The sequence below is a fragment of the Leifsonia shinshuensis genome (assembly GCF_013410375.1).
Classification (GTDB): Bacteria; Actinomycetota; Actinomycetes; order Actinomycetales; family Microbacteriaceae; genus Leifsonia; species Leifsonia shinshuensis.
In genome coordinates this window covers 1997088-2021663 of record NZ_JACCFL010000001.1, presented here as the reverse complement: position 1 = coordinate 2021663, position 24576 = coordinate 1997088, and the positions used below count along the sequence as shown (strand labels likewise).

The window sequence follows — 24576 nt, the reverse complement described above, 5'->3', positions numbered from 1 at the left end:
GTGGGACGGGAGCGGGGTCAGGCGCGCTCGGCGGGCAGGCCCTCCACCACGAGCGCGGCGAGCGCCCGGGCGGACAGCTTGGTGAGGGGCTTGAGGTCCTTCCAGTTGACCACGCTGCCGGCTGCGAGCTGCGGGTCGTACGGGATGCGGACGATCTCACGCACGCGCGAACGGAAGTGCGACTCGATCTCCTCCAGCTTCACCAGGTTCGTCGCGTGCGTGGCGGTGTTGAGGGCGACGACCGCGTTGCGGACCAAGTCCGTGTAGCCGTTCGCCTCCAGCCAGGTGAGCGTCTCGGACGCCAGCCGCGCCTCGTCGACGCTGCCGCCGGAGACGATCACGATCTCGTCGGCGCGCTGCAGGGTGGCCCGCATCACCGAGTGGACGATGCCGGTGCCGCAGTCGGTGAGCACGATCGAGTAGAACCGGGCGGCGAGGTCGGCGACGACGTTGTAGTCGTTCTCGTCGAACGCCTCCGACAGCAGCGGGTCGGTGTCGGACGCGAGGATGTCGAGGCGCGTCTCGTCGCGCGAGACGAGCGCGGAGAAGTCGGTGAAGCCGCCGATGCTCGCCGCCTTGTGCACGACGTCGCGGACCGTGGCGCGGGTCTGCTTGGGGACGCGCTCGGACAGCGTGCCGCGGTCCGGGTTGGCGTCCACAGCGATGATCCGGTCCTCGCGGGCGTCGGCCAGCGCCATCCCGAGCAGCGTCGTGATGGTGGTCTTCCCGACGCCGCCCTTGCGGGTCAGCACCGGGACGAAGCGGGTGCCGCCCTCGAACTGCTTCTGGATGCGGTGGTCGAGCTCCTTGCGCGCGCGCACCTTGGCGGAGTCGCCGAGGTTGACCGTGCGGAACGTGACGTTGTAGACGAAGCGCTGCCACGGACCCTCCGGGCCCGGACGCGTCTTGCGGTTGACCTCCAGCAACCGGTCGGCCGTCAGCATCGCGGCGGGCTCGGGCTGCGGCGAGTGCTCGCCGCGCAGCCGGTCGCGGCGGGACTGGGCGAACGCGTCGGAATGGCCGTCCTGCCCAGGCAATGGAACGACGCCGTCGCCGGCGTCCTGCTGGGTGGCGGTCGGGCCGGTGGCGAGCCGCGAGGCGACGATCGCGACGGAGGTGGTGGTCGGCTCGGTCGGGGACGCGACGAAGCCGGGGTCGACGGGGATGTCGTCGATCGCGACGGCGGCCTCATCCTCCGGCACCTCCTGCGGAGGCGCGGGAGGCAGGTCGACGGCGATGCTCAGCTTCGTGTCGATCTCGAGCGGGGACGGCCGGAACGTCGGCTCATCGTCCCGCGGCGCGAGGTCGCCGCGCTCGGGCTCCTCCGGCTTGTCTGCCACGCTTGCACTCCTCCTGCCGCCCGACGGCGGCGACTGCGACAGTTTATCGGGCGGCCCGCCCGCGACGACAGCGAGCGACCTTCTCCGTACGCGCCGCAGCGCTCCCCGCGACTGCGGGGAGCGCTGCGGACGGGGCCGGTCAGGCGGGGGTGATGACGACCAGGAGGTCGCCCGCGTCCACCTGCTGGGTCTTCGGGATGGCGAGCCGCTCGATCGTGCCGGCGACGGGGGCCGTGATGGCGGCCTCCATCTTCATCGCCTCGATCGACGCGACGGCCTGCCCTGCGGCGACCACGTCGCCCGGGACCACGTGCAGGGTCACGACGCCGGAGAACGGCGCGGCCACCTGGCCGGGCTTGGCTGTGTCGGCCTTCTCGGCGGCCTTGGTCTCCACGACGATGCTGCGGTCGCGCACGAACACCGGCCGGAGCTGGCCGTTGAGCGTGGTCATGACCGTGCGCATGCCCTTCTCGTCGGCCTCGCCGATCGCCTCCAGGCCGATGTAGAGCCGCACGCCCTTGCTGAACTCGATGACGTGCTCCTCGACCGGGGAGAGCCCGTAGAGGTAGTCGATCGAGTCGACGACCGAGAGGTCGCCGAACAGCTCGCGCATCTGCTCGTAGATGCGGGTGGGAGCGGGGAACAGCAGGCGGTTGAGGGTCGCGCGGCGCTCGGCGCTGGAGCCCTCCAGGGCCTCCGCGTCGGCGGACGGCAGGTCCTCGACGCCGACCTTGACGGTCTTGCCCGCGAGCACCTTGGTGCGGAACGGCTCCGGCCAGCCGCCGGGCAGCTCGCCGAGCTCCCCGGCCATGAAGCCGACGACCGAGTCCGGGATGTCGTAGTTCTGCGGGTTCTCGGCGAAGTCGTCGGGGTCCGCGTGCACGGCGGCGAGGTGGAGGGCGAGGTCGCCGACCACCTTGGACGACGGCGTGACCTTGGGGATGCGGCCCAGGATCCGGTTGGCGGCGGCGTACATGTCCTCGACCAGCTCGAAGTCCTCGGCCAGGCCCAGAGCCTTGGCCTGCTGACGCAGGTTAGAGAGCTGGCCGCCGGGGATCTCGTGCTTGTAGACGCGGCCCGTGGGGCCGGGCAGGCCCGACTCGAACGGGCGGTAGACCTGGCGCACGGCCTCCCAGTACGGCTCGAGGTCCTCGACCGCGGTCAGCGAGATGCCGGTGTCGCGCTCGGTGTGGGCGAGGGCCGCGACCAGGGCGGAGGCGCTCGGCTGGCTGGTGGTGCCCGCCATCGGCGCGCTCGCCACGTCGACCGCGTCGGCGCCGGCACGCGAGGCCGCGAGCAGCGTCGCGAGCTGGCCGCCCGGGGTGTCGTGGGTGTGCACGTGCACCGGTAGGTCGAACCGCTCGCGGAAGGCGCTCACCAGCTTCTCGGCGGCGGCCGGGCGCAGCAGGCCGGCCATGTCCTTGATCGCGAGGATGTGCGCGCCGGACTCCACGATCTGCTCCGCGAGGCGCAGATAGTAGTCGAGCGTGTAGAGCTCCTCGGCCGGGTCGAGCAGGTCGGCGGTGTAGCAGACGGCGACCTCCGCGATGGCGGAGCCGGTAGCGAGCACCGACTCGATCGCCGGGCGCATCTGCGACACGTCGTTGAGCGCGTCGAAGATGCGGAAGATGTCGACGCCGGTCGCGGCGGCCTCCCGGACGAACGCGTCGGTCACCTGCGTCGGGTACGGCGTGTAGCCGACGGTGTTGCGGCCGCGCAGCAGCATCTGGATGTTGATGTTCGGCAGCGCCTCGCGCAGCGACGCGAGCCGCTCCCAGGGGTCCTCACCGAGGAAGCGCAGCGCGACGTCGTAGGTCGCGCCGCCCCAGGCCTCCACCGAGAGCAGCTCGGGGGTGAGCCGGGCGACGTACGGGGCGACGGCCAGCAGGTCCTTGGTGCGCACGCGCGTCGCGAGCAGCGACTGGTGGGCGTCGCGGAACGTGGTCTCGGTGACCGCGAGGGCGGTCTGCGCGCGCAGCGCCTCGGCGAAGCCCTTCGGGCCCAGCTCCAGCAGCTTCTGGCGGGAGCCGGCCGGCGCGGGGACGCCCAGGTCGATACACGGGAGCTTCTCCACCGGGTCGGCGACCTCGGGACGCGGGCCGTTCGGCTGGTTGACGGTGACGTCGGCCAGCCAGTTGAGCACCTTGGTGCCGCGGTCCTTGGACTCGCGGCCCTTGAACAGCTGGGGGCGCTCCTCGATGAAGGAGGTGGAGACGTTGCCCGCGATGAAGTCGGGGTCCTCCATGACCGCCTGCAGGAACGGGATGTTCGTGGCGACGCCGCGCACGCGGAACTCGGCCAGCGCCCGCCGGGCGCGCAGCACGGCGGCCGGGAAGTCGCGGCCGCGGGTGATGAGCTTGGCCAGCATGGAGTCGAAGTGTGGGCTGATCTGCGCGCCCGGGTTGATCGTGCCGCCGTCCAGGCGGATGCCGGCGCCGCCCGGCGAGCGGTAGGTGGTGATCTTGCCGGTGTCCGGGCGGAAGCCGGCGGTCGGGTCCTCGGTGGTGATGCGGCACTGCAGGGCGGCGCCGCGCATCTGCACGGTGTCCTGGCTGAGCCCGAGGTCGGCGAGGGTCTCCCCCGCGGCGATCCGGATCTGCGACTGCACCAGGTCGACGTCGGTGATCTCCTCGGTGACCGTGTGCTCCACCTGGATGCGCGGGTTCATCTCGATGAAGACGTGCTGGCCGGCGCGGTCCCCCGCCGTGTCGAGCAGGAACTCGACGGTTCCGGCGTTCTCGTAGCCGATCGACTTCGCGAAGGCCACCGCGTCGCGGTAGAGCGACTGGCGGATCTCGTCGGAGAGGTTGGGCGCCGGCGCGATCTCGACCACTTTCTGGTGGCGGCGCTGCACCGAGCAGTCGCGCTCGAACAGGTGGATGGTGTTCCCCTGGCCGTCGGCGAGGATCTGGACCTCGATGTGGCGGGGGCGCAGCACGGCCTGCTCCAGGAACATGGTCGGGTCGCCGAACGCGCTGTCCGCCTCGCGCATGGCCTCCTCCAGCGACGCGCGCAGGTCCTCCTTGCGGGCGACCCGGCGCATGCCGCGGCCGCCGCCGCCGGCGACCGCCTTGGCGAAGATCGGGAACCCGATCTCGTCGGCGCCAGCGAGCAGCTCCTCGATGTCGCGCGACGGCGGGGTGGACTTGAGGACCGGGACGCCCGCGGCGATCGCGTGCTCCTTCGCCGTGACCTTGTTGCCTGCCATCTCGAGCACCTCGGCGCGCGGGCCGATGAAGGCGATGCCCGCCGCGCGGGCGGCCTCGGCGAGCTCCGGGTTCTCGGAGAGGAAGCCGTAGCCCGGGTAGATCGCGTCGGCGCCGGACTCCTTGGCGACCCTGATGATCTCCTGCACATCCAGGTAGGCGCGGACCGGGTGGCCCGGCTCCCCGATCTGGTAGGCCTCGTCCGCCTTCAGCCGGTGCATCGAGTTGCGGTCTTCGTAGGGGAAGACGGCGACCGTCGCGGCGCCCAGTTCGTAGGCGGCGCGGAAGGCCCTGATGGCGATTTCACCGCGGTTGGCAACGAGGATCTTACGGAACATGGGGACCTTTCGAGCAGGGGTCGGCACCACACAGCAAACGGTTAGGTACTCCAAGACTAGTGAAGGTAACGTGGCTGTCGTGCACGTACTCAGCGTTAGTTCCCTCAAGGGCGGTGTCGGAAAGACCACGGTGACGCTTGGTCTGGCCTCGGCGGCGTTCGCCAAAGGGCTCCGTACGCTGGTCGTCGACCTCGACCCGCAGTCCGACGTCTCGACCGGCATGGACATCCAGGTCGCCGGTCACCTCAACGTCGCCGACGTGCTCGCCTCCCCCAAGGAGAAGATCGTCCGCGCGGCGATCGCGCCGTCCGGCTGGACCAGGGGACGTCCGGGCAAGGTCGATGTCATGATCGGCAGCCCGTCCGCGATCAACTTCGACGGTCCGCACCCCAGCATCCGCGACATCTGGAAGCTCGAGGAGGCGCTGGCCAACGTCGAGCACGACTACGAGCTGGTGCTCATCGACTGCGCCCCGTCGCTCAACGCGCTCACCCGAACGGCCTGGGCGGCCAGCGACCGCGTAGCGGTCGTGACCGAGCCCGGCCTCTTCTCGGTGGCCGCCGCCGACCGCGCGCTGCGCGCGATCGAGGAGATCCGCCGCGGCCTGTCCCCGCGCCTCCAGCCGCTCGGCATCATCGTCAACCGTGCCCGCGTCCAGTCGCTGGAGCACCAGTTCCGCATCAAGGAGCTGCGCGACATGTTCGGCCCGCTGGTGCTGTCTCCTCAGCTCCCCGAGCGCACCTCCCTGCAGCAGGCTCAGGGCGCGGCGAAGCCGTTGCACGTCTGGCCGGGCGAGAGCGCCCAGGAGATGGCGCACAACTTCGACCTGCTCCTGGAGCGGGTGCTGCGCACCGCCAAGATCGGCGAGTACGCGGCCGCCGGCAACTAACGAGACTCCTCCGCACCCCGCGAGTACGCGAAAAATCAGCGAAAAACCGCCGAGTACGCAGACTATTCGCGTACTCGGCGGGTGGTTGCGGGTGGTACGGGGTCAGGAGGCCTTGGACTTGGCCGCGCGGCGGGCCGCGAGCTCGTCGAGGTCGTCGCCGGCGGTGTCGAGCTCGACCAGCGAGGACTCGACCTCGCGGAGGACCTTGCCGACGGCGATGCCGAAGACGCCCTGGCCGCGGCTGACCAGGTCGATGACCTCGTCGTTCGAGGTGCACAGGTAGACGCTCGCGCCGTCGCTCATCAGCGTGGTCTGCGCCAGGTCGTTGACGCCCGCCTCGCGGAGCTGGTTGACGGCGGTGCGGATCTGCTGGAGCGAGATCCCGGTGTCGAGCAGGCGCTTGACCAGCTTGAGGACGAGGATGTCGCGGAAGCCGTAGAGGCGCTGCGAGCCGGAGCCGGCCGCGCCGCGGACCGTGGGCTCCACGAGGCCGGTGCGCGCCCAGTAGTCGAGCTGGCGGTAGGAGATGCCGGCCGCGCGGGCCGCGACGGCGCCGCGGTAGCCGTTGGCGTCGTCCATCTCGGGGAGGCCGTCGGTGAACAGCAGCCCCAGGTCGTACCGGGCGGCGTCGCTGTCACGACTCAGTTCGCTCATGATGACTGCCCCTCGGTTGACGGATGCTGCGCTTCGTGATGAGGCGCTTCATCAACGGTACCCATCCCCCGGTCGCCGGGCAACGACATCCGGCAAACGCCCTCGGCGTGTCGAGCCGGTCAGGGCTGGATGCGCGCCAGCGCCGCCCGGATGATGCTGCCGCGGACCACGTCGAGCTGTCCGGCGATCTCGCGGGCGAGCTCGGCGGTCTGCGGCCCGGCCGTCACGTCCTTGCGGCGCGCGAGGGGCACCAGGGCGGTCTCGATCAGCCCGATCTCGCGCTCCGCTGCCGCGCGGAAACCCCGCAGGTGGCGCGGCCCGATGCCGGTGCGCGCCAGCTCGGCCAGCGCTCGGAGCACCGTCAGCGACTCCTCGCCGTAGACCTCGGCCGGCACGATCAGCGACGCGCTGATGGCCTCCTGCAGGAGCTCGGGCGTCGCGCCCGCCTCGCGGAGCAGCTCGTCGCGCTTGAACCGGCGGCCGGCCGGGAGCATCGACGTCGATCCCTCCCGCGCACCGCCCGGGAGCGGCGGGTTCTCGCCCGCGTCGAGAGCGGCGAGGTACTTCTTGATGACCTTGAGCGGGAGGTAGTTGTCCCGCTGCATCGCCAGCACGGTGTGCAGTCGTTCGACATCGGCGGGCGAGAACTTGCGGTAGCCCGACGCCGTGCGGGACGGCGTGACGAGCCCGCGCTCCTCGAGGAAGCGCAGCTTGGACGACGACAGGTCCGGGAACTCGGGGGTCAGGCGCGCCAGCACCTGGCCGATCGAGAGCAGTGCGGGCGGGGCGGTGTGCGCCCTCGCTGCTTGCCGGGCCACCGGTTCGTTAGTTCTTCGCCGCGGCGGCGAGATCTTGACGCGAGGCGTAGAAGGTGAGCCGGAACTTGCCGATCTGGACCTCGGACGAGTCGCTGAGCAGGGCGCTCTCGATGCGGACGCCGTCGTAGTACGTGCCGTTGAGGGAGCCCAGGTCGCGGACCTCGAAGGCCGTGCCGCGGCGGGTGAACTCCGCGTGCCGGCGCGAGACGGTCACGTCGTCGAGGAAGATGTCCGCGTTCGGGTGGCGGCCGGCGCTCGTGACGTCGGCGTCCAGCAGGAACCGCGCGCCGGTGTTGGGGCCGCGGCGCACGATGAGCAGGGCGGAACCGGACGGCAGCGCCGCGATCGCCTCCTGCTCCTCGGGACTGATCTCCCCGTCCATGGGGAACATCTTGGAGATGAACTCCTCGCCGAAGCGCGCGGTCGTGTCCTCGTTCCCCGTCGCGGCATCGCGCAGGGGGTTCGCGGCGTCGCGGCCGTCGTCGTCAGCAGCAGAAGCAGGGTAGTTCTCGTCAGGCACCGTCAACCTCCTCGTGATCAAGCCTATCGGAATGTGGCCCGCTGTCATCGGCCGGAAGGCGGATGACGCGCGCGGTCTCCCGAATGTAGACGATGCCGGCCCACCAGTAGAGGAACGCGCCCCAGAGCGCGAACGCCCAGCCGAGCGGCAGCGAGTAGGGCGCGACCGGGGCGTACGCCTCGCCCAGCATGAGCAGCGGGAGCGCCCAGAACAGGCAGAAGGTGGCGACCTTGCCGAGGTGGTGGACGGGCAGCGGGCCGAAGCCGTGGTTGGCGAGGATCACGCCGAGGACGGCGAGCATGACGTCGCGGGCGAGGATCACCGCGACCAGCCACCACGGGATGACCTCCCGCCAGGCGAGGCCGACGAGGGCGGCGAAGATGTAGAGCCGGTCGGCCGCCGGGTCGAGCAGCTGGCCGAGCCGGGAGACCTGGTTCAGCCGCCGGGCCAGCCAGCCGTCGAGGAAGTCGGTGACGCTGGAGAAGATGAGGACCAGCAGCGCGAGCGCGTCCTCCCCCGTGACCACGAACGCCAGGAACACCGGCACCAGAGCCAGCCGGAAGAAGCTGAGGACGTTCGGGATCGTCCACACGCGCGAGCTCACCGCGCCGACACCATCCACGATTCCACTCTACTGACCGCGATCATCCCGTCGAGTGGGGCGCACGACCCTAGGATGTGGGGCGTGGAGCCCTTCTTCGTGTGTCTCTGGATCCTCGCGGGCGTCTGCGCCGCGACCTGGGTGCTGTCGCTGGTCACCGGGGAGCACTCGTGGGTCGACCGGATCTGGTCGATCGTGCCCGTCGTCTACGTGTGGGTGTTCGCGGCGGCCGCCGGCCTGCAGGACGCCCGGCTGGACCTGATGGCCGGGCTCGTGACGCTGTGGGGCGCGCGGCTCACCTTCAACTTCGCGCGCAAGGGCGGCTACGCGCCGGGCGGGGAGGACTACCGCTGGGAGGTGCTGCGCGGCCGGATGAGCCGGGGCGCGTTCGCGGTCTTCAACCTCTTCTTCATCGTGATCTACCAGAACGTGCTGCTGCTGCTGATCGCCCTCCCGGCGTGGACGGCGTACCAGCACCCGACGCCGCTGAACGGGCTCGACGTGCTCTGCGCCGTGCTGTTCCTGCTCTTCCTGACCGGCGAGACCGTCGCGGATCAGCAGCAGTGGGACTTCCACCGCTGGAAGAACGCGGAGGTCGCCGCGGGGCGCGAGCCGAGCCCGCGCTTCCTGCAGACCGGGCTGTTCCGGTTCTCCCGGCACCCGAATTTCTTCTGCGAGCAGGCGCAGTGGTGGGTGGTGTTCCTGTTCGGCTGCGTGGCCGCCGGGTCGCTGCTGCAGTGGACCGTGCTCGGGCCGCTGCTGCTGACCGGGCTGTTCATCGGCTCCACGGTCTTCACCGAGAGCATCTCGCGCTCGCGCTACCCGGAGTACGCCGAGTACCAGCGCCGCACGTCGCCGATCGTGCCGTGGTTCCCGCGGCGCGGCGGGGAGGCGGTCACGGCGCGGTCGTGACGGCGCGCGCCGGGCGCGGGAAGGCCTCCCGCATGTGGTCGGAGTCGAGGTAGTCGGCCACGCCGATCAGGATGAGGCTGAACACGATCTGCTCGGTGACCATCCAGAACGGGTAGAGGCCGGGGATCGCCGCGATCACGAGGGTGACCACCGGGAAGATCTTCGAGAACAGCCGCAGGCGCGAGTAGGCCCAGTAATAGCCCTTCTGCGCGCGCCATGCGAAGTAGAACAGCGTGACGGTCATGCCGAGCACGACGACGGAGCGCATCCAGACCGCGAACGGCACGGCCGCGCCGTCGAGCGTGAGCACCAGGGCGATGACGACGGCGGTGGTCCCGATGACGAGCTCGGCCACGAGCAGCCAGGCGATGACGACGAACGCGCGGCGCGTCCGCGGGTGGTCGCGCCCCTCCTCCGGGACGGTGTAACCGGCGTGGCGTCCGCCCGCGATCCGGTCGAGCCGTCGGAGCAGTGAATCCATGTATCCACGGTAACCCGGCGCGCTGGGAGGCGCTTCCATCTTTCGATGGAACCTCCGGTCCGTCATCCCGCGACGGTCGGTGCGAGCGCGTACCGTGGAGGCATGTCGTGCATCCGGTTCAACACCCCCGCCCAGCGTCAGGCCATGCGCGAGCACAGCCCGGCGATGCTCACCGCGGAGGAGGCCGCCGCGCTGCACCCGGCGCCGGAGTTCACGGAGAGCAAGCTGCGCAGGCTCCGCCTGCTGGCGGCGGACCCGAACCCGAAGATCCGCGAGGCGGTGGCCTCCAGCTACAACACGCCGGAGGACCTCTTCCTGGCGCTCGCGAGCGACCCGGACGAGGGCGTCCGCGGCTGCGTGGCCAAGAACGAAGCGACGCCCTGCGACATCCTGCGGACGCTCGCGAGCGACCGCTCGGAGACGGTGCGCGGCTGGGTGGCCGTCAACTACTACGTCCCCGCCGACGTCATGGAGAAGCTCGCGAAGGACCGCAGCCGCACGGTGCGCAGCCTCGTGAAGTGGAAGGCCCAGCTGGCCGAGGAGCAGGGCGCAGAGGGTGTCGGCGCGCCGGTGACCGCGGCGGTCGCCCACCGGCCATGACCGGGGTCCGCGTCGACGCCTGGGCGTGGGCGGTGCGGCTGTACAAGACCCGCTCCGCGGCGTCGGACGCGTGCAAGGCCGGCCATCTGAAGGTCAACGGCGACCGGGCGAAGCCGTCGCAGCAGGTGAAGGTCGGCGACGAGGTGCGCGCCTACGTCGGCGGCTCGGAGAAGATCTACATCGCCCGCAAGCTGATCGTGAAGCGCGTCGGAGCGGCGGTCGCGGCGGAGTGCTTCGAGGACCGCACGCCTCCCCCACCGCCGAAGGCCGAGACGCCGTCCGACGTCACGCGCGAGCGCGGCTCCGGCCGCCCGACCAAGCGCGACCGGCGTCTCCTCGAGCAGCTCAGGGGCCGCTGATGGCGGTGGCGCGGGTCGGGATCTCCGGGTGGACGTACGCGCCGTGGCGCGGAGTGTTCTACCCGAAGGGCCTGCCGCACCGCGCCGAGCTCGCGTACGCGTCGGAGCGCCTGAACTCGATCGAGCTGAACGGCAGCTTCTACGCGCTGCAGAAGCCCTCCAGCTACCGCACCTGGGCGGCGAGCACGCCGGACGACTTCGTGTTCTCGGTCAAGGGCGGCCGGTACATCACCCACATCCTCCGCCTGAAGAACGCGCGGGCGGCCGTCGCCAACCTGTTCGCGTCGGGCGTGCTGACGCTCGGCCCGAAGCTCGGCCCGCTGCTGTGGCAGCTCCCACCGACGCTGCAGTTCGACCCGGAGGCGCTGGACGCGTTCCTGGGGATGTTGCCGGTGACGACGGCACAGGCGCGCTCCCTGGCCGCGGAGACCACCCTGGAGTCCGACCGGACCGACTACTCCGGCAGCGACGACCGCCCGCTCCGGCACGCGGTGGAGGCCCGGCACGCGAGCTTCACCGACCCCGCCTTCGCCCGCATCTGCCGCGCGCACGGGGTGGCGGTGGTGCTCGCCGACACCGCAGGGCGCTATCCGGTGCTGCGCGAGACGACGGCGGACTTCGTCTACGTGCGGCTGCACGGCGACGAGGAGCTGTACGCGAGCGGGTACACGGACGAGGCGCTGGACCGGTGGGCCGGAGAGCTGCGGGAGCGGCTGGCGGAGGGGCTGGATGTGTACGCGTACTTCGACAACGACCTGAAGGTGCGGGCGCCGTACGACGCGATGGGGTTGCTGGCGCGGTTGCGCTGAGCCGGCCGGATCAGCCCGCCAGCACCGACATCACGTTGCCCGCCGGGTCGCGGAACCAGGCGATGTCCGGCCCGCGGTTCGCGGCGCGCCCGCGGGCGATGCCCTTCTCGTCGGTGTGCAGGTCGTCGTCGTCGTAGATCTTCGTGACGACGCCCTTGGCGTTCAGCTCGTCGACGGCGGCGTCGATGTCGTCCACGGCGAGGTTCAGGATGGTGAAGCTCGCCGGGGTGTGGTCCGGCTTCGGGTACACGAACACGTGGCCGCCGCCGGGCAGGGCGATGTCGAGGTTGCCCATCGGCCCCTCCGTCACGTCCAGCCCGAGGGCGTCGCGGTAGAAGTCCCGGGCGGCGTCGATGTCGTTCACGCTGAAGCCGCTGAAGATGTCGATTGCGTTGACCATGAAGGCCACTCTGCTCCCGGACGCGGGCGGCGTCTAGACGAACCGCACCGCCTCCTGCAGCCGCGGCCGCAGCTCGAAGGCGCGGTCGACGCTCGCGCGGCCTGCGGCGTCGGCGCCGTCGCGGAGGATCTTCGGCAGCAGCGAGCGGCGGACCACGGTCGCGCCGGACAGCCGGCCGCGCTGGACGACATCCAGCGGCACCGCAAGGGCGTCGTCCGGGACGACCACGATCAGGCCGGTGAAGCGGACGCCCGCCTGGCGGCCGAAGCTCTTCGCCGCGTTGTACAGCTCGTGGAACGGCTCCTCGTCGCGGCCGATGGCGGGACCGACCAGCTCGCCCTTCGCCAGCTTGACCTCGCTCCCCCAGTCGGCGGAGCGGATCGCGAACAGGCCGGCCGGGCCGAGGACGATGTGGTCGAGCTTGGCGTCGGTCGCCGGGTGCACGGCCACGTCGTTCCAGATCGTGAAGCCGATGCCGAGGCCGGAGACCGCGCGGGCCGTCGCCTCCTCGGCGAGCGCCTCCGCCAGGAGCATCCGGATCTCGCGCGGCGCCGAGCGCACCAGCGCGGGGTCGTAGGGGTCGGCGTGGTCGGTGCCGCGGCCCATCCACTCGCGCATCAGCTTCAGGAAGCGCTCGCGCGCGCGGCCGCCCGGGTGCCCGTAGCTGCGGGCGCGCACCGTCGCCCCGCGCGCGGTCGACCGGGTGGGGTGCACGGTCGCGCTGAAGCCGCCGTGGCCGGACTCGCCGGAGACGGCGTCCATGACGAGGCTCTCGCCGCGGTCGTAGCGAGCGCGGTCCTCCGGGTCGCCGACCTGCTCCCAGGCGTTCTGCACGGCCTGGAACGCGGCGGCGGTGCCTCCGGTGTCGGGGTGCGTGAGGCGGGCGAGCCGGCGGTAGGCGCGGCGCAACTCCTCCTGGCTGACGGTCGCGCTGACGCCGAGGACCTCGTAGGCGCTCGGCGCGGCGGGACTGTCACTCATGGTTCACGAGAGTAGCGGGCGGATCCGTGGATTCGCTCGATTTCGATTGCGGACGGAATCTGACCGCATGCCGAATTAGCCTGGGATCACACCAACCGGAAGGGCAGGAATCATGACCATCAGCGACTGGCGCATCGAGCTCATCATCGTCCCCGTCAGCGACGTGGACCGGGCCAAGGCGTTCTACGTGGACGCTCTCGGCTGGCACGCGGACTTCGACCAGCGGGTCTCCGACACGCTCCGGTTCGTGCAGGTGACGCCTCCCGGCTCGGCCTGCTCGATCGCGTTCGGCGAGGGGCTGACCGACATGGCGCCGGGCACGATGAAGGGCCTGCAGATCGTCATCCCCGACGCGGACGCCGCGCTCGAGCACCTGCGCAGCAACGGCATCGAGGCGCAGGGCGTCGACGAGCAGGCCTGGGGCCGGTTCGTCTTCTTCACCGATCCCGACGGCAACGGCTGGAGCCTCCAGCAGCTGGTGCCGCAGAACCGCTAGCGGGGCGACCCCAGCGCGTAGCCGATCAGCAGCAGGGTCACCACGAACCCGCACGCGTAGTTGATCCAGAGGAAGCGCCGCCAGCCCCGGTTGGCGGCGCTCGCGCGTTCGTCCGGGACCGACCAGTACGGCGCGGCGGTGAGGATGTACGGGAGGGCGAGCACGGCCGCGAGCGGGCCGGGCCACGCCGTCCCCAGCATCGCGACGCCGGCCGCGGCCCAGGCGACGACGGCGAGCCGCGTCGTCCGCGCCGCGCCGAGCACGGTGGCGACCGACGCGATGCCGGCCTCCCGGTCGGGCTCGACGTCCTGCACAGCGCCGAAGGCGTGACTGCCGACGCCCCAGAGGAAGAAGGCGAGCAGGAGCAGCCACAGCGCCGGCGTGAACACCGCGCCGGCGAGGACGAGCCCATAGAGCGCTGGGCTCACGAAGTGGAAGCTGGAGGTCGCGGAGTCGAGGAACGGGACCTCCTTGAACCGTAGTCCCTTCACCGAGTACGCCAGCACGGCGAAGACGCTCGCGGCCAGCACCAGCCAGGACAGCGGCGAGCCGACCGCGACGAGGAACACCAGGAACGGCGCGTTCGTCGCCGCGGCCGCGATCAGGGTGCGGCGGTGCATCCCCCGGTCGAGCAGCGCGCCCTCCGCGCCGCCCTTGCGCGGGTTGCGCAGATCGGACTCGTAGTCGAAGACATCGTTCACCCCGTACATCGCCAGGTTGTACGGGATCAGGAAGTACAGCGTCCCGACCACGAGCACGGCGTCGACGCGGCCCGTGGCGACCAGGGAGGCGGCGGCGAAGGGGAACGCGGTGTTGATCCAGCTCAGCGGGCGGGAGGCGAGGACGAGCTGGCGGAGGGCGGACGGGGCGACGGCGGTGGTCATCGGCTGCTCCGATCGCGGCTGGTGCGATCGCTGCGGCGCGTGCCGGCCTGCACGGAGCCAGCCTGCTCGGAGCCGGCCTGCTCGGAGTCGGCCTGCACAGAGTCGGGCGGCGACCCCTCCGCCGTCCGCTGCAGCAGCAACCAGAGACCGGGCAGCAGGAGGAGCCCGGCGACCGGATAGGCGAGGTCCTCCACCGGGACGAGGCCGAGGTGGAGGCCGGAGATCGCGCCGGAGGCGTACGTCATCAGCCCCGCCGCGATCATCAGGTTGTCGAAGACGCCGGTGAGCACCACCAGCACGACGCCGGCGACCAGCGCCGGGACGAGCCACCGCTCGGCCACGCGGGCACGGTCGGGCGTCCGCGCGAGGCCGGCCGCCAGCACGGCCGCGGCGAGCGCGAGGAAGGCGACGCTGAGCAGCGGGTAGGTCATCGGCGCTCCGTTCCGCGCCGCCGGCCGGCGGCGGCCCGGGTGCGCCGGTCGAGCAGCGCCCGCGTCCCGGACAGCAGGATCAGCGTCAGGTAGCAGAGGAACGCCAGGAACACGGGCTCCTCCAGCGGCAGCTGCGGCGCGAGCTCGATCCCGGTCATGAACGGGGAGCGCCCGCGCGCGAAAACGCCGAGCGCGATGCCGAGCACGTCCCAGGCGAGGAAGAAGACCACGCCGGCCGCGAGGACGAGGCTGGCGCGCCGGGCCGTCTCCCGGCCGCCGCGCCAGAACACCAGGGCGAAGCGCCGGTCGAGCAGCACCAGGGCGCCGAGCGCGACCAGCAGGCAGGCGAGGTAGGCGAGGGTCACGGCACCCGCTCCCCCGCGGGCGCCCGGCGCAGCGGCTCCGCCAGCGGGGCGGCGGTGGTGTCCCCGCGCAGGCGCTTGAGCACGAGCTCCGCGCTGATGAGGCACATCGGCAGGCCGATGCCGGGGATGGTCGACGACCCCGCGTAGAGGAGGCCGTCGACCCGGCGGGACGCGTTCCCCGGCCGCAGGAACGCGCTCTGCCGGAGGGTGTGCGCGAGCCCGAGCGCGCCGCCCCGCCAGGCGTTGAAGCCCTGGGCGAAGTCGTCGGGGCCGACGGTGCGGCGCACGACGATCCGGTCGGCGAGCCCGGGGATGGCCGCCCAGGCGCCGATCTGCTCCACCGCCGCGTCGACCGTGCGCTCCACGAGGCGGTCGCCCGTCCGGTCGACGCCGCCGCGGCCGATCGAGACGTCGGCCGCGACCGGGATCAGCACGAACAGGTTCTCGGCTCCGGGCGGCGCGACACCCGGGTCGGTCTCGCTCGGCTTGCACACGTACAGCGACACGGGGTCCGGGATGCCGGCGGGCGCGCCGAATCCGCGGCGGGAGCCGTCCAGGTGGGCGAAGCCGGCCTCCCAGTCGGTCGTGAAGAACAGGTTGTGGTGGCTGAGCTCCGGCAGGGCGCCGCGCACGCCGAGCATGGCGAGCACGGCGCCCGGCCCGGGATCGCGGCGCTCCCACACGCGCTCGGGGTGGGTCCGCAGCGAGGGTGGGAGCAGCTGCGTCTCGGTGTGGTGCAGGTCGGCGGCCGAGACGACGACATCCGCCTCGGCGACCCGCGTGCGCCCGCCCGCGTCGACGTACTCGACGCCCGTCGCCCTGGCTCGACGGCCGCGGGCCCGCGATCCGCCCCGCTCGGTACGGATCGCCGTCACGCGCGCCCCGGTCACGAGCTCGGCCCCCGCGGACTCGGCGAGCGCCGCGATCCGCCGGATCAGCTCGGTGAAGCCGCCGAGCGGGTAGCGCACCCCGTCGTCCAGGTCGAGGTGGCTCATCAGGTGGTACATGCTCGGCGCGCGTCCCGGGGAGGTGCCGAGGAACACCGCGGGGTAGCCGAGCAGCTGGCGCAGCCGGGTGTCGTGCACGAACCCGGCGGCGTACCGGTCCAGCGGCTCGAGCAGCAGCCGCGCCAGCCGGCCGGCGCGGCGGAGGACGGCGGGGTCGAGCAGCGGGCCGGAGCCGGCGAAGGTGGCGTAGAGGAAGCGGTCGACGGCGAGCCGGTAGGTCTCGGCCGCCCCGGCCAGGTAGCGGTCGAGTGCGGCTCCGGCGCCCGGCTCGACGCTCTCGAACAGCGCGCGGTTGGCGCGCCCGTCGGCCCGGATGTCGAGCGCGGGCCCGCCCTGCTCCGCGAACAGCCGGTAGCCGGGGTCGAGCGTCACCAGGTCGAGCTGCTCCGCCGTGCTCGTGCCGAGCAGCCGGAAGAAGTGGTCGAACACGTCCGGCATGAGGTACCAGGACGGTCCGGTGTCGAACCGGAAGCCGTCCGACTCCCACAGCCCGGCCCGGCCGCCGACGACGTCGTGCTGCTCCAGCAGCGTCACGCGGCGGCCCTCGTGGGCGAGCAGCGCGGCGGTCGCGAGCCCCGCGATCCCTCCCCCGATGATGACGACGCGGTCGCCGACACGGTCCGCGGCGCTCGGACGTGCAGTCACCGCAGCGTCCCGGTCGAGGCCCGGAGCAGGATCGCGAGCTTCACGGGGTTGGGCACCCGCACCCGGCGGACGAGCAGCTCCGGCGCCGGGGTCGCCCGGATGCGATCGCTGAGCTCCGCGAACAGGCCGTGGGCGGCGGCGATCGCGCGGCGGCAGTTGTCCGGGAGCTCCGGGATCGCGTCAGCGGCGGCGCCGAGGTCGCAGTCGATGTCCACGACCAGGGCGAGCTTCTGCCGCTCGGTCAGGTGCGCCGGGTCGATGCCGGGGAAGTAGCTGCGGCCGAGCTCCGCGTAGTCGACGGCGAGGTCGCGCAGGAAGTTGATCTTCTGGAACGCCGCCCCGAGCCGCCGGGCTCCGGCCTCCAGCCGCCGCCGGGTCGCGTCCGGCACGGGCGAGTCCGCCAGGAACACCGCCAGGCACATCAGCCCGACGACCTCCGCCGAGCCGTACACGTAGGCGCTCAGCTCGTCCGCCGAGAAGTCGACGGGGTCCAGGTCCCGGCGCATGGAGGCGAAGAACGGGCGGGTCAGCTCGGCGCCGAAGCCGGCCGACCGCGCCGTGCGGGCGAAGGCGTGGACGACGACGTTGGCGCTGTAGCCGGTGCGGAGCGCCTGCTCGGTGTCGTCCTCCAGCGCGCCGAGCACCTGCCGGATCTGATCGGCGGACAGGCCGGCCTCCGCCGCCGCGCCGTCGACGATCTCGTCGGCGACGCGGACGAAGGCGTAGACGTCCTCGACCCCCGGCCGGACGGACGGCGACAGCAGCCGGGTCGCCATCCCGAACGACGTCGAGTACTCGTGGATGATCGTGGCGGCGCTGCGGTGGGCGGCCCGGCCGTACAGGGCGAGGTCGGTGTCGGAGGCGGGAGCGGGGGGCTCCTCAGGGGAGGTCTCCGACCCCGACGTCTCGATACGGGTCATCTCACGCTCCTTCGCGGGCCGGCCGGGGAGGGCGGCACCCACGCGCCGACGTCTCGATACGGGTCATCTCACGCTCCTTCGCGGGCCGGCCGGGGAGGGCGGCACCCACGCGCCGACGTCTCGATACGGGTCATCTCACGCTCCTTCGCGGGCCGGCCGGGGAGGGCGGCACCCACGCGCCGACGTCTCGATACGGGTCATGCCGCCCTCCCGACGCAGCCGAGGGCGACGCGCGTGAGGGTGTCCGCGAGGGCGGACGGCAGCAGCGGGGAGTCCAGAGCGTCGATCGCCGCGTCCACGTGGTCGGCGAGCAGCCGCTCGGCGAAGTCGCGCGCGCCGCAGCCCTCCAGCGCCGCCGCCAGGCGGGCGGTGTCGGCTGCGCTCAGGTCGGTGCGGCCGAACAGCGGCTCGATGTCCGCCCAGTGCGACGTCCCGCGCGCGAAGGCGATGAGGGTGGTCTCCTTGCCCTGCTGCAGGTCGCCGACCGCGCTCTTGCCGGTCACGCTCTCGTCGCCGTACACCCCGAGCAGGTCGTCGCCGAGCTGGAAGGCGACGCCGACCAGCCGGCCGTACCGCGCGAGCAGCTCCACGACCGCGTCGTCGGCACCCGCGAGCAGGGCCCCCGCGGCGAGCGGCCCCGACACCGAGTACTCCGCGGTCTTGTCCGCGGTCATCGAGAGGACGTCGGGAAGCGCGCTCGCGGACATCCCGGTGGCCAGCCCCACGTCCGCCAGCTCGCCCGCGGCCGTCACGAAGACCGCCCGGTCGATCAGGTCCAGGAGCCGGGAGCGCGTGGCCTCCGGGACGGTCAGGCGCGCGACGCGCTGGGCGGCGGCGTGCAGCAGCAGGTCGCCGGCGAGGATGGCGGCCGACTCGCCCCAGAGCCGGGCGCGGGAGAACCCGGCCCCCCGGAAGAGGGCGTCTGCGCTGAACTCGCCGGCGACGTTCGGCCGCCCCCGTCGCACGGTGTCGCCGTCGATGACGTCGTCGTGCAGCAGGAAGGCGCTGTGCAGGAGCTCGAAGGCGAGGGCGGTCTGCACCGCGGCCCGGCGGGTGGCGGCGTCGGCCGTGCGGTGGCCGCCGCTCAGCCCATGGAACGCCGACAGCACCAGTCGCGGCCGCAGTCGCTTGCCGCCGCGCGCGGACTCGCCGACCGCGAGCCAGAGCCGGACGTACTCCTCGCCGTACGGCTCGGCGTCGCGCTCCCGCGCCGCCAGGAAGTCCTCCAGCTCGCGCTCGACGGAGCGGAGATCCGCCTCGACGAAGTCGGGACCTGGAGCGTCCGCAGCGGTGCGCGGCTCGGTGAGGTCCGGGCGCAGCTGGGTCATGTCGACGTCCTTTACCTAGCCTGGTTAGCAAATAACTTAGCACGCTTCTTACAGGTGGCAATAGGATGTCCGCATGAGTTCGAAGGAGGATGCCCGGCGCATCTCGGGGTCGCTGATCGACCCGCGCGTGATCGACCCGCGGCAGGAGCTCGTCCGCCACGACGACCTGAGCGACGAGGAGCTGGCCCAGGTCATCGGCGTGCTCGACGCGGTGCGCGGCTGGCGCGAGGCGGAGCAGCGCCTCAGCTTCGAGTCCCGCACCGCCATGCAGCTCAACGAGACCGACATGAAGGCGCTGCGCTACATCATCGCCTCCACCAACGCCAACGTCGCCGTGACGGCCGGGGCGCTCGCCGAGCACCTCCACATCTCGACCGCCTCCGTCACCAAGCTGCTCGACCGGCTGGAGCGGGCCGGGCACATCGTGCGCAAGCCGCACCCGACCGACCGCCGCGCGGTCACCGTCGAGATCACCCCGGAGACGCACCGCCAGGTGCGCCGCACGATGGGGCTTCAGCACGCCAGGCGGTTCGAGGTCGCCCGGGCGCTCAGCCCGGCCGAGCGCGAGATCGTGACCCGGTTCCTCACCGACCTCAGCGCCACGACGCTCATCACGGCTCCCCCGGAGTGACCCCTCCGTCGCCGGCCGGCGCGGCCCGCTCGGCCTCCACGACGATCCGCTCGGCCATGCCGGAGAAGATCACGCCGTGGAACGGCAGGATCGCCAGCCAGTAGAGCCGTCCGGCGAGGCCCTGCGGGAAGAACACCGCGCGCTGGCGGTAACGCGCGCCCGCGCCGTCCGGCTCGACGCCGAGCTCCAGCCACGCCCGGCCCGGCACGCGCATTTCGGCGCGCAGCCGCAGCGACGACCCGCGCTCGATGCGCTCGACCCGCCACCAGTCGAGGGCGTCGCCGGTCTGCAGCCGGTCGGCGTGACGCCGCCCGCGGCGCAGGCCCACGCCGCCCGCCAGCTTGTCCAGCCAGCCGCGCAGGGCCCACGCGAGCGGGAAGGAGTACCAGCCGCGGTCGCCGCCGATCCCCTCGATCACCCGCCAGACCTCGTCCGGCGTCGCGGTGCTGGTGCGCTCGCGCACGTCCGTGTAGACGGTGTGCCCCGACCACTCCGGGTCGCTGGGCAGCGGGTCGCTGGGCGCCCCGGACACGGAGGCGTCCTGCCAGCTCGTCTCGACCGTGCCCGCGTTCAGGCGCGTCAGCGCGAGCCGCACCGACGCCCGGTAGCCGGTCAGGCCGCCCTCCGGCGGCGGGATCACGGCGTCGATGTCGTGGTCGCGCATCACGCAGTCGTACTGCAGCGACTCGATGATCGGCACGGCCAGCGCGCGCGGGATCGGCGTGACCAGGTTCACCCACTGCGAGGCCAGCCAGGGCGTGAACACCGGCAGCGACGCGATCGGCCGCTGGCGCAGCCCGGCCTCGAGCGCATAGCCGTTCATCATCTGCCCGTAGCGGAGGATGTCCGGGCCGCCGATGTCGAACGCGCGGGAGACCTCGGGCGGCAGCTCGGCGGCCGCCAGGAGGTAGTGCAGCACGTCGCGCACGGCGATCGGCTGGATGCGGTTGCGCACCCAGCGCGGCGCCGGCATGTACGGCAGGACGTCGGTGAGCTGTCGGATCATCTCGAACGACGCCGACCCCGACCCGATCACCACCCCGGCCTGCAGCACGACAGTGGGGACGCCGGAGCCGAGGAGGATGCGCCCGACCGCCACGCGCGAGCGCAGGTGCCGCGAGAGCGGGCCGTCCGGGTGCAGCGCGCCGAGGTAGACGATCCGCTGCACACCGGCCGCCGCGGACGCCTCGGCGACCGAGCGCGCGGCGTCCGCCTCCTCCTCATCGAAGTCGCCGGTGGCGCGCATGGAGTGCACGAGGTAGTACACGATGTCGACAGCGCGCACGGCCGCCGCGACGGCCGCCCGGTCGTGCAGGTCGCCCTGCACGACCTCCACCTGATCCGCCCACGGCACGTCGGTGAGCTTGGCCGGCGAACGCACCAGCACCCGCACCCGGTAGCCGCGCTCCAGGAGGCGCGGCACCAGCCGTCCGCCGATGTACCCGGTCGCGCCGGTGACGAGCACACGTCGAGCTTCCACCGCCCGAACATACCCCGGCGCGGGCGGATCGCGCCCGGGCACTTCTCCCGCAGACACTTTTCCCGCGCCGGAATGCCAGCATTCGCGTCCGGTCCGGTACGGTTTCACGCATGGGCAAGCTCGTATACGGGGGAACGACCGAGATCGGATTCGAAGACCGGGTCCTCGCGCACCTGCAGATCGTCGTCGGACTCAAGCTCCGGCGCAAGGAGGGCTTCTTCTTCTCCTGGCGCGATGAGCAGGCGGTCGGAGACGGCCGGAGCGCGATCTGGATCGATCCCGCCATCCCGCTCCTCTTCCGCTACAGCGGAGGACGGCAGCCTTCGATCAACAAGCAGTGGCTGGAACAGCTCACGCTCTCGTCGAACAGCGCCCAGGGCCTCCAGCTCACCGAGGAGATCGGCGCGCTCGGCGCCGACGAGGTCAACGCGGACACTCCGCCCGGGCGCTGAGCCGCACGTTCCGGCGGCAGGGCCGCCAACTCGCTGAGAGAAGCTCAGCCATGCTTGATCGGGCTTCGGCACACACCTAGTGTTGTGGCAGGAGCATGGCAAGAAGTGGAGGCGCCATGGCACCGGAATCAGAAGAACCCGTCGTCGCCGCCGCCCCTCCGGCGGAAGCGCCTGTGGCGGAGACCGTCACGGCTCCCGCCGACGCGGCGGCCGGCGCCGACGAGGCCGCCCCGGGGGACCACCCCGGCGACATCCCGTTCGACCAAGCGGTCGCGGAACACGAGAACCCCGCGCTCGGCTGAGTTCGCCTCAGCCGGAGCCCGGGGCTCCCCTGTGCCTATCCGGCTCCGCGCTCAGCGCAGGTACTCGAGCAGTTCGGGGCAGCGCAGGCGCTTGAGGCTGCGCGTCTCCAGCTGGCGCACTCGCTCCCGGGTGATGCCGTAGACGGCGCCGACCTCGTCGAGGGTCATCGGCTTCTGGCCGTCGAGCCCGAAGCGCATCCGGACGACCTTCGCGTCCCGCGGCGGCAGCTCGCGGAGGCGCTCCTCCAGGTCGCGGTGGCGGAACTCGACCTCGACCGACTCCGACGGGCCGGGGGCGTCGCCGTCCTCGATCAGGTCACCGAGCTCGGCGCCCTCGTTCTCGCCGACCGGCACGGCCAGCGACACGGTCTCCGAGTCGCTCATGCGCAGCTTGTGCACCTCGGCCGGCGTCAGGTTGGCGGCCTCCGCCAGCTCCTCCAGCGTCGGCGTGCGGCCCAGCTCCCCGCCCAGGTCGCGGCGGATGCGGTCCAGCTTGTCGATCTTCTCGACGGTGTGCACCGGGATCCGGATCAGCCGGGCGGTGTCGGCGATGCCGCGGAGGATCGACTGGCGGATCCACCAGGTCGCGTAGGTGGAGAACTTGTTGCCGGTGCGGTAGTCGAACTTCTCGACCGCGCGCACCAGGCCCAGGTTGCCCTCCTGGATCAGGTCCATGACCGCGAGCCCGCGGCCGGCGTAGCGCTTCGCGATGCTCACGACGAGGCGCAGGTTCGCCTCGATGAAGCGCTCGAAGGCGCGCTTGCCGTCGTCGGCCAGGTACTGCAGCTCGCGCTTCTCGCGCGGGGTGAGGCCGGGGCGCGTCGCGAGCCGCTCGCCCGCGAGCACGCCGATCTCGATCCGCTTGGCCAGGGCGACTTCCTCGTCCGCCGTCAGCAGGCGGGTCCTCCCGATCGAATTGAGGTAGTCGCGAACTGGATCATTGGTCACTTCGAGCGTCGTCATCGTGTCATCCCATTCCGTCGTGCGCAGGTGTTTTCTGCCTCGATTCGGAAGTCAACGGTGTCAGATTGCTCACTACCCCAACAAGGGGTTGACAGCCGTGATACGACTCGCTAGGCGTGTCGCTTGCTTTCTCGCAAATACTCGGTTGTCAAGGGCCTGTCGGGAGATGCGGAGGCTCGTACTGTCCTGAAGATGAGCGAGCACACATCGGATTCCCAGCTGCCCCCAGGACAGGGAGCCACAGGGCAGCGAACCACAGGACAGCGAGCCACCGGGCAGCGCGGCACCGGGCTCCGCACCATCCGCACCACCATCCCCGCGCGGCTGGACCGCCTGCCCTGGTCCCACTTCCACTGGCTCGTCGTCGTCGGCCTCGGGACGGTCTGGATCCTCGACGGCCTCGAGGTCACCATCGTCGGCGCGATCGCCAGCCGCCTCACCGAGCCGTCGTCCGGCCTCGGGCTCACGACCGCGCAGGTCGGGCTCGCGGCCGCGATCTACGTCGCGGGCGCCTGCACCGGCTCCCTGGTGTTCGGCTACCTGACCGACCGGTTCGGCCGGAAGAAGCTCTTCATCGTCACGCTCGGGCTGTATCTGCTCGCGACCGTGCTCACGGCCTTCTCGGTCGCGCCGTGGATGTTCTTCGTGTTCCGGTTCTTCACCGGCGCGGGCATCGGCGGCGAGTACGCGGCGATCAACTCCGCGATCGACGAGCTCATCCCCGCGCGCCGTCGCGGGGTCGTGGACCTCGCCATCAACGGCTCGTACTGGCTCGGCACCGCGTTCGGCGCTGTGCTGACGGTGTTCCTGCTCAACACGGCCATCTTCCCGGCGAACGTCGGCTGGCGCATCGCCTTCGGCCTGGGCGCGGTGCTCGGCCTGGTCATCCTGCTGGTCCGCAGGAACGTGCCGGAGTCGCCGCGGTGGATGTTCATCCACGGCCGCGACCGAGCGGCCGAGGAGGAGGTCGCCGAGATCGAGCGGGGCATCGAGGAGGAGGCCGGCTCGCAGCTGGAGTCCGTCCCCGACGACAAGGCCATCGAGATCCATCAGCGTCGCTCGACGGGGTTCGGCGAGATCATCCGGGTCGGCGTCCGGGTGTACCCGAAACGGTCGATCCTGGGGCTCTCGCTCTTCGTCGGGCAGGCGTTCCTCTACAACGCCGTGTTCTTCACCTACGCGCTCGTGCTGACCAACCTGCTCAAAGTGCCCGCGGATGTGGCGCCGTGGTCGCTGATCCCGATCGCGATCGGCAACTTCCTCGGGCCGCTGCTGCTCGGGCGGCTGTTCGACTCGATCGGGCGGCGGTTCATGATCACGCTGTCGTACGTCGGCTCCGGCGTGCTGCTGATCGGGACCGCGCTGCTGTTCTCCGCCGGAGCGCTCGACGCCGTCTGGCTGACGGCCTGCTGGATGGTGGTCTTCTTCTTCGCGTCGGCGGGCGCCAGCGCGGCCTACCTGACGGTGAGCGAGATCTTCCCGATGGAGACCAGGGCGATGGCGATCGCGTTCTTCTATGCGGTCGGCACCGCGGCGGGCGGCATCGTCGGCCCGATCCTGTTCGGCCAGCTGATCGGCGGCGGCGTGCAGGCGGTGGCGTTCGGCTACTACCTGGGCGCCGGGCTGATGATCGCGGCCGGGCTGGTCGAGCTCTTCCTCGGCGTGGACGCGGAGCGGAAGTCGCTGGAGGACGTGGCGGCGCCGCTGTCGGCCCAGACGCCGGCGCAGTCGGGGGCCAAGCGGTAGGCCGTCACGCCGGACGCG

The 24576-nt window shown here is 71.9% G+C and carries 27 protein-coding genes; 10 read left to right on the top strand and 17 right to left on the bottom strand.

Features of this window, described 5'->3' with window-relative positions; genetic code table 11:
* Window positions 1-17: 17 nt before the first annotated feature.
* Complete coding sequence (locus HNR13_RS09880; protein ID WP_179605597.1) at window positions 18-1340, bottom strand: nucleotide-binding protein; 1323 nt, start codon at window positions 1338-1340, stop codon at window positions 18-20.
* 139 nt (window positions 1341-1479) lie between these two features.
* Entirely contained in the window at window positions 1480-4884 is a 3405-nt protein-coding gene (locus HNR13_RS09875; RefSeq protein ID WP_179605596.1) for a pyruvate carboxylase, read from the bottom strand.
* Window positions 4885-4954: 70 nt separating this feature from the next.
* Here HNR13_RS09875 and HNR13_RS09870 point away from each other — a divergent pair, with 70 nt between their 5' ends.
* Window positions 4955-5773, top strand: a complete 819-nt coding sequence (locus tag HNR13_RS09870) for an AAA family ATPase (protein WP_179605595.1) — start codon at window positions 4955-4957, stop codon at window positions 5771-5773.
* Window positions 5774-5875: 102 nt separating this feature from the next.
* Here the strand turns inward: HNR13_RS09870 and HNR13_RS09865 are convergent, their stop codons facing one another.
* From HNR13_RS09865 to HNR13_RS09850, 4 genes are all read right to left on the bottom strand, one after another.
* Window positions 5876-6427, bottom strand: a complete 552-nt coding sequence (locus HNR13_RS09865; protein ID WP_179605594.1) for a MerR family transcriptional regulator — start codon at window positions 6425-6427, stop codon at window positions 5876-5878.
* A gap of 119 nt (window positions 6428-6546) precedes the next feature.
* The gene (ftsR, locus tag HNR13_RS09860) at window positions 6547-7245 is read right to left on the bottom strand and encodes a transcriptional regulator FtsR (protein WP_179605593.1); all 699 of its coding nucleotides are present in this window, start codon (window positions 7243-7245) and stop codon (window positions 6547-6549) included.
* 7 nt (window positions 7246-7252) lie between these two features.
* Complete coding sequence (locus tag HNR13_RS09855) at window positions 7253-7702, bottom strand: FHA domain-containing protein (RefSeq protein ID WP_179609324.1); 450 nt, start codon at window positions 7700-7702, stop codon at window positions 7253-7255.
* A gap of 55 nt (window positions 7703-7757) precedes the next feature.
* Complete coding sequence (locus HNR13_RS09850; RefSeq protein ID WP_179605592.1) at window positions 7758-8387, bottom strand: CDP-alcohol phosphatidyltransferase family protein; 630 nt, start codon at window positions 8385-8387, stop codon at window positions 7758-7760.
* Window positions 8388-8450: 63 nt separating this feature from the next.
* On the opposite strand from HNR13_RS09850, the gene HNR13_RS09845 reads away from it, so the two are divergent.
* Window positions 8451-9278: a DUF1295 domain-containing protein gene (locus tag HNR13_RS09845; RefSeq protein WP_179605591.1), complete on the top strand. Its 828-nt coding sequence runs from the start codon at window positions 8451-8453 to the stop codon at window positions 9276-9278.
* Here HNR13_RS09845 and HNR13_RS09840 read toward each other — a convergent pair.
* Window positions 9262-9759, bottom strand: a complete 498-nt coding sequence (locus HNR13_RS09840; RefSeq protein WP_179605590.1) for a hypothetical protein — start codon at window positions 9757-9759, stop codon at window positions 9262-9264. The two genes, HNR13_RS09845 and HNR13_RS09840, sit on opposite strands and share 17 nt — an antisense overlap.
* A gap of 102 nt (window positions 9760-9861) precedes the next feature.
* On the opposite strand from HNR13_RS09840, the gene HNR13_RS09835 reads away from it, so the two are divergent.
* Genes HNR13_RS09835 through HNR13_RS09825 form a run of 3 tightly spaced genes read left to right on the top strand, consistent with a single transcriptional unit; the run spans window position 9862 to window position 11527 of the window.
* Entirely contained in the window at window positions 9862-10359 is a 498-nt protein-coding gene (locus HNR13_RS09835; protein ID WP_179605589.1) for a hypothetical protein, read from the top strand.
* The gene (locus HNR13_RS09830; RefSeq protein ID WP_179605588.1) at window positions 10356-10718 is read left to right on the top strand and encodes an RNA-binding S4 domain-containing protein; all 363 of its coding nucleotides are present in this window, start codon (window positions 10356-10358) and stop codon (window positions 10716-10718) included. The genes HNR13_RS09835 and HNR13_RS09830 overlap by 4 nt, the downstream gene beginning before the upstream one ends.
* The gene (locus HNR13_RS09825; protein ID WP_179605587.1) at window positions 10718-11527 is read left to right on the top strand and encodes a DUF72 domain-containing protein; all 810 of its coding nucleotides are present in this window, start codon (window positions 10718-10720) and stop codon (window positions 11525-11527) included. Before HNR13_RS09830 ends, HNR13_RS09825 begins: the two co-directional genes overlap by 1 nt.
* 10 nt (window positions 11528-11537) lie before the next feature.
* Here HNR13_RS09825 and HNR13_RS09820 read toward each other — a convergent pair whose 3' ends face one another.
* Both HNR13_RS09820 and HNR13_RS09815 read right to left on the bottom strand, forming a co-directional pair.
* Window positions 11538-11927: a VOC family protein gene (locus tag HNR13_RS09820; protein WP_179605586.1), complete on the bottom strand. Its 390-nt coding sequence runs from the start codon at window positions 11925-11927 to the stop codon at window positions 11538-11540.
* Window positions 11928-11960: 33 nt separating this feature from the next.
* Window positions 11961-12908, bottom strand: coding sequence for a J domain-containing protein (locus HNR13_RS09815; RefSeq protein WP_179605585.1), 948 nt, complete (start codon window positions 12906-12908; stop codon window positions 11961-11963).
* A 112-nt stretch (window positions 12909-13020) separates the two neighbouring features.
* Here HNR13_RS09815 and HNR13_RS09810 point away from each other — a divergent pair, with 112 nt between their 5' ends.
* Window positions 13021-13404, top strand: coding sequence for a glyoxalase superfamily protein (locus HNR13_RS09810; protein WP_179605584.1), 384 nt, complete (start codon window positions 13021-13023; stop codon window positions 13402-13404).
* On the opposite strand, the gene HNR13_RS09805 is transcribed toward HNR13_RS09810, so the two are convergent.
* The 6 genes from HNR13_RS09805 to HNR13_RS09780 form a co-directional block, all read right to left on the bottom strand.
* Window positions 13401-14288 (bottom strand): prenyltransferase, encoded by an 888-nt coding sequence (locus HNR13_RS09805; RefSeq protein ID WP_179605583.1) that lies wholly within the window; start codon window positions 14286-14288, stop codon window positions 13401-13403. The two genes, HNR13_RS09810 and HNR13_RS09805, sit on opposite strands and share 4 nt — an antisense overlap.
* Window positions 14285-14719 (bottom strand): lycopene cyclase domain-containing protein, encoded by a 435-nt coding sequence (locus tag HNR13_RS09800; RefSeq protein ID WP_179605582.1) that lies wholly within the window; start codon window positions 14717-14719, stop codon window positions 14285-14287. Before HNR13_RS09800 ends, HNR13_RS09805 begins: the two co-directional genes overlap by 4 nt.
* Window positions 14716-15084, bottom strand: a complete 369-nt coding sequence (locus HNR13_RS09795) for a lycopene cyclase domain-containing protein (RefSeq protein WP_179605581.1) — start codon at window positions 15082-15084, stop codon at window positions 14716-14718. The genes HNR13_RS09800 and HNR13_RS09795 overlap by 4 nt, the downstream gene beginning before the upstream one ends.
* On the bottom strand, window positions 15081-16736 hold the full coding sequence (crtI, locus tag HNR13_RS09790) for a phytoene desaturase family protein (RefSeq protein WP_179605580.1): 1656 nt from the start codon (window positions 16734-16736) through the stop codon (window positions 15081-15083). The genes HNR13_RS09795 and crtI overlap by 4 nt, the downstream gene beginning before the upstream one ends.
* Window positions 16733-17656: a phytoene/squalene synthase family protein gene (locus HNR13_RS21580; RefSeq protein WP_179605579.1), complete on the bottom strand. Its 924-nt coding sequence runs from the start codon at window positions 17654-17656 to the stop codon at window positions 16733-16735. Before HNR13_RS21580 ends, crtI begins: the two co-directional genes overlap by 4 nt.
* Window positions 17657-17853: 197 nt before the next feature.
* Window positions 17854-18984 (bottom strand): polyprenyl synthetase family protein, encoded by a 1131-nt coding sequence (locus tag HNR13_RS09780; protein ID WP_179605578.1) that lies wholly within the window; start codon window positions 18982-18984, stop codon window positions 17854-17856.
* Between the two features lie 73 nt (window positions 18985-19057).
* Here HNR13_RS09780 and HNR13_RS09775 point away from each other — a divergent pair, with 73 nt between their 5' ends.
* Entirely contained in the window at window positions 19058-19615 is a 558-nt protein-coding gene (locus tag HNR13_RS09775; protein WP_179605577.1) for a MarR family winged helix-turn-helix transcriptional regulator, read from the top strand.
* On the opposite strand, the gene HNR13_RS09770 is transcribed toward HNR13_RS09775, so the two are convergent.
* On the bottom strand, window positions 19596-21095 hold the full coding sequence (locus HNR13_RS09770) for a DUF2867 domain-containing protein (protein WP_179605576.1): 1500 nt from the start codon (window positions 21093-21095) through the stop codon (window positions 19596-19598). The two genes, HNR13_RS09775 and HNR13_RS09770, sit on opposite strands and share 20 nt — an antisense overlap.
* A 110-nt stretch (window positions 21096-21205) precedes the next feature.
* Between HNR13_RS09770 and HNR13_RS09765 the strand changes: the two genes are divergently transcribed.
* Window positions 21206-21547, top strand: coding sequence for a DUF7882 family protein (locus HNR13_RS09765; protein WP_179605575.1), 342 nt, complete (start codon window positions 21206-21208; stop codon window positions 21545-21547).
* A 116-nt stretch (window positions 21548-21663) separates the two neighbouring features.
* Window positions 21664-21849, top strand: coding sequence for a hypothetical protein (locus tag HNR13_RS09760; protein WP_179605574.1), 186 nt, complete (start codon window positions 21664-21666; stop codon window positions 21847-21849).
* 51 nt (window positions 21850-21900) lie between these two features.
* On the opposite strand, the gene HNR13_RS09755 is transcribed toward HNR13_RS09760, so the two are convergent.
* Window positions 21901-22812 (bottom strand): sigma-70 family RNA polymerase sigma factor, encoded by a 912-nt coding sequence (locus HNR13_RS09755; protein WP_179605573.1) that lies wholly within the window; start codon window positions 22810-22812, stop codon window positions 21901-21903.
* A 324-nt stretch (window positions 22813-23136) separates the two neighbouring features.
* Here HNR13_RS09755 and HNR13_RS09750 point away from each other — a divergent pair, with 324 nt between their 5' ends.
* A complete protein-coding gene (locus HNR13_RS09750; RefSeq protein WP_218881527.1) occupies window positions 23137-24558 on the top strand; it encodes an MFS transporter in 1422 nt (473 codons plus the stop codon).
* Window positions 24559-24576 lie beyond the last annotated feature (18 nt).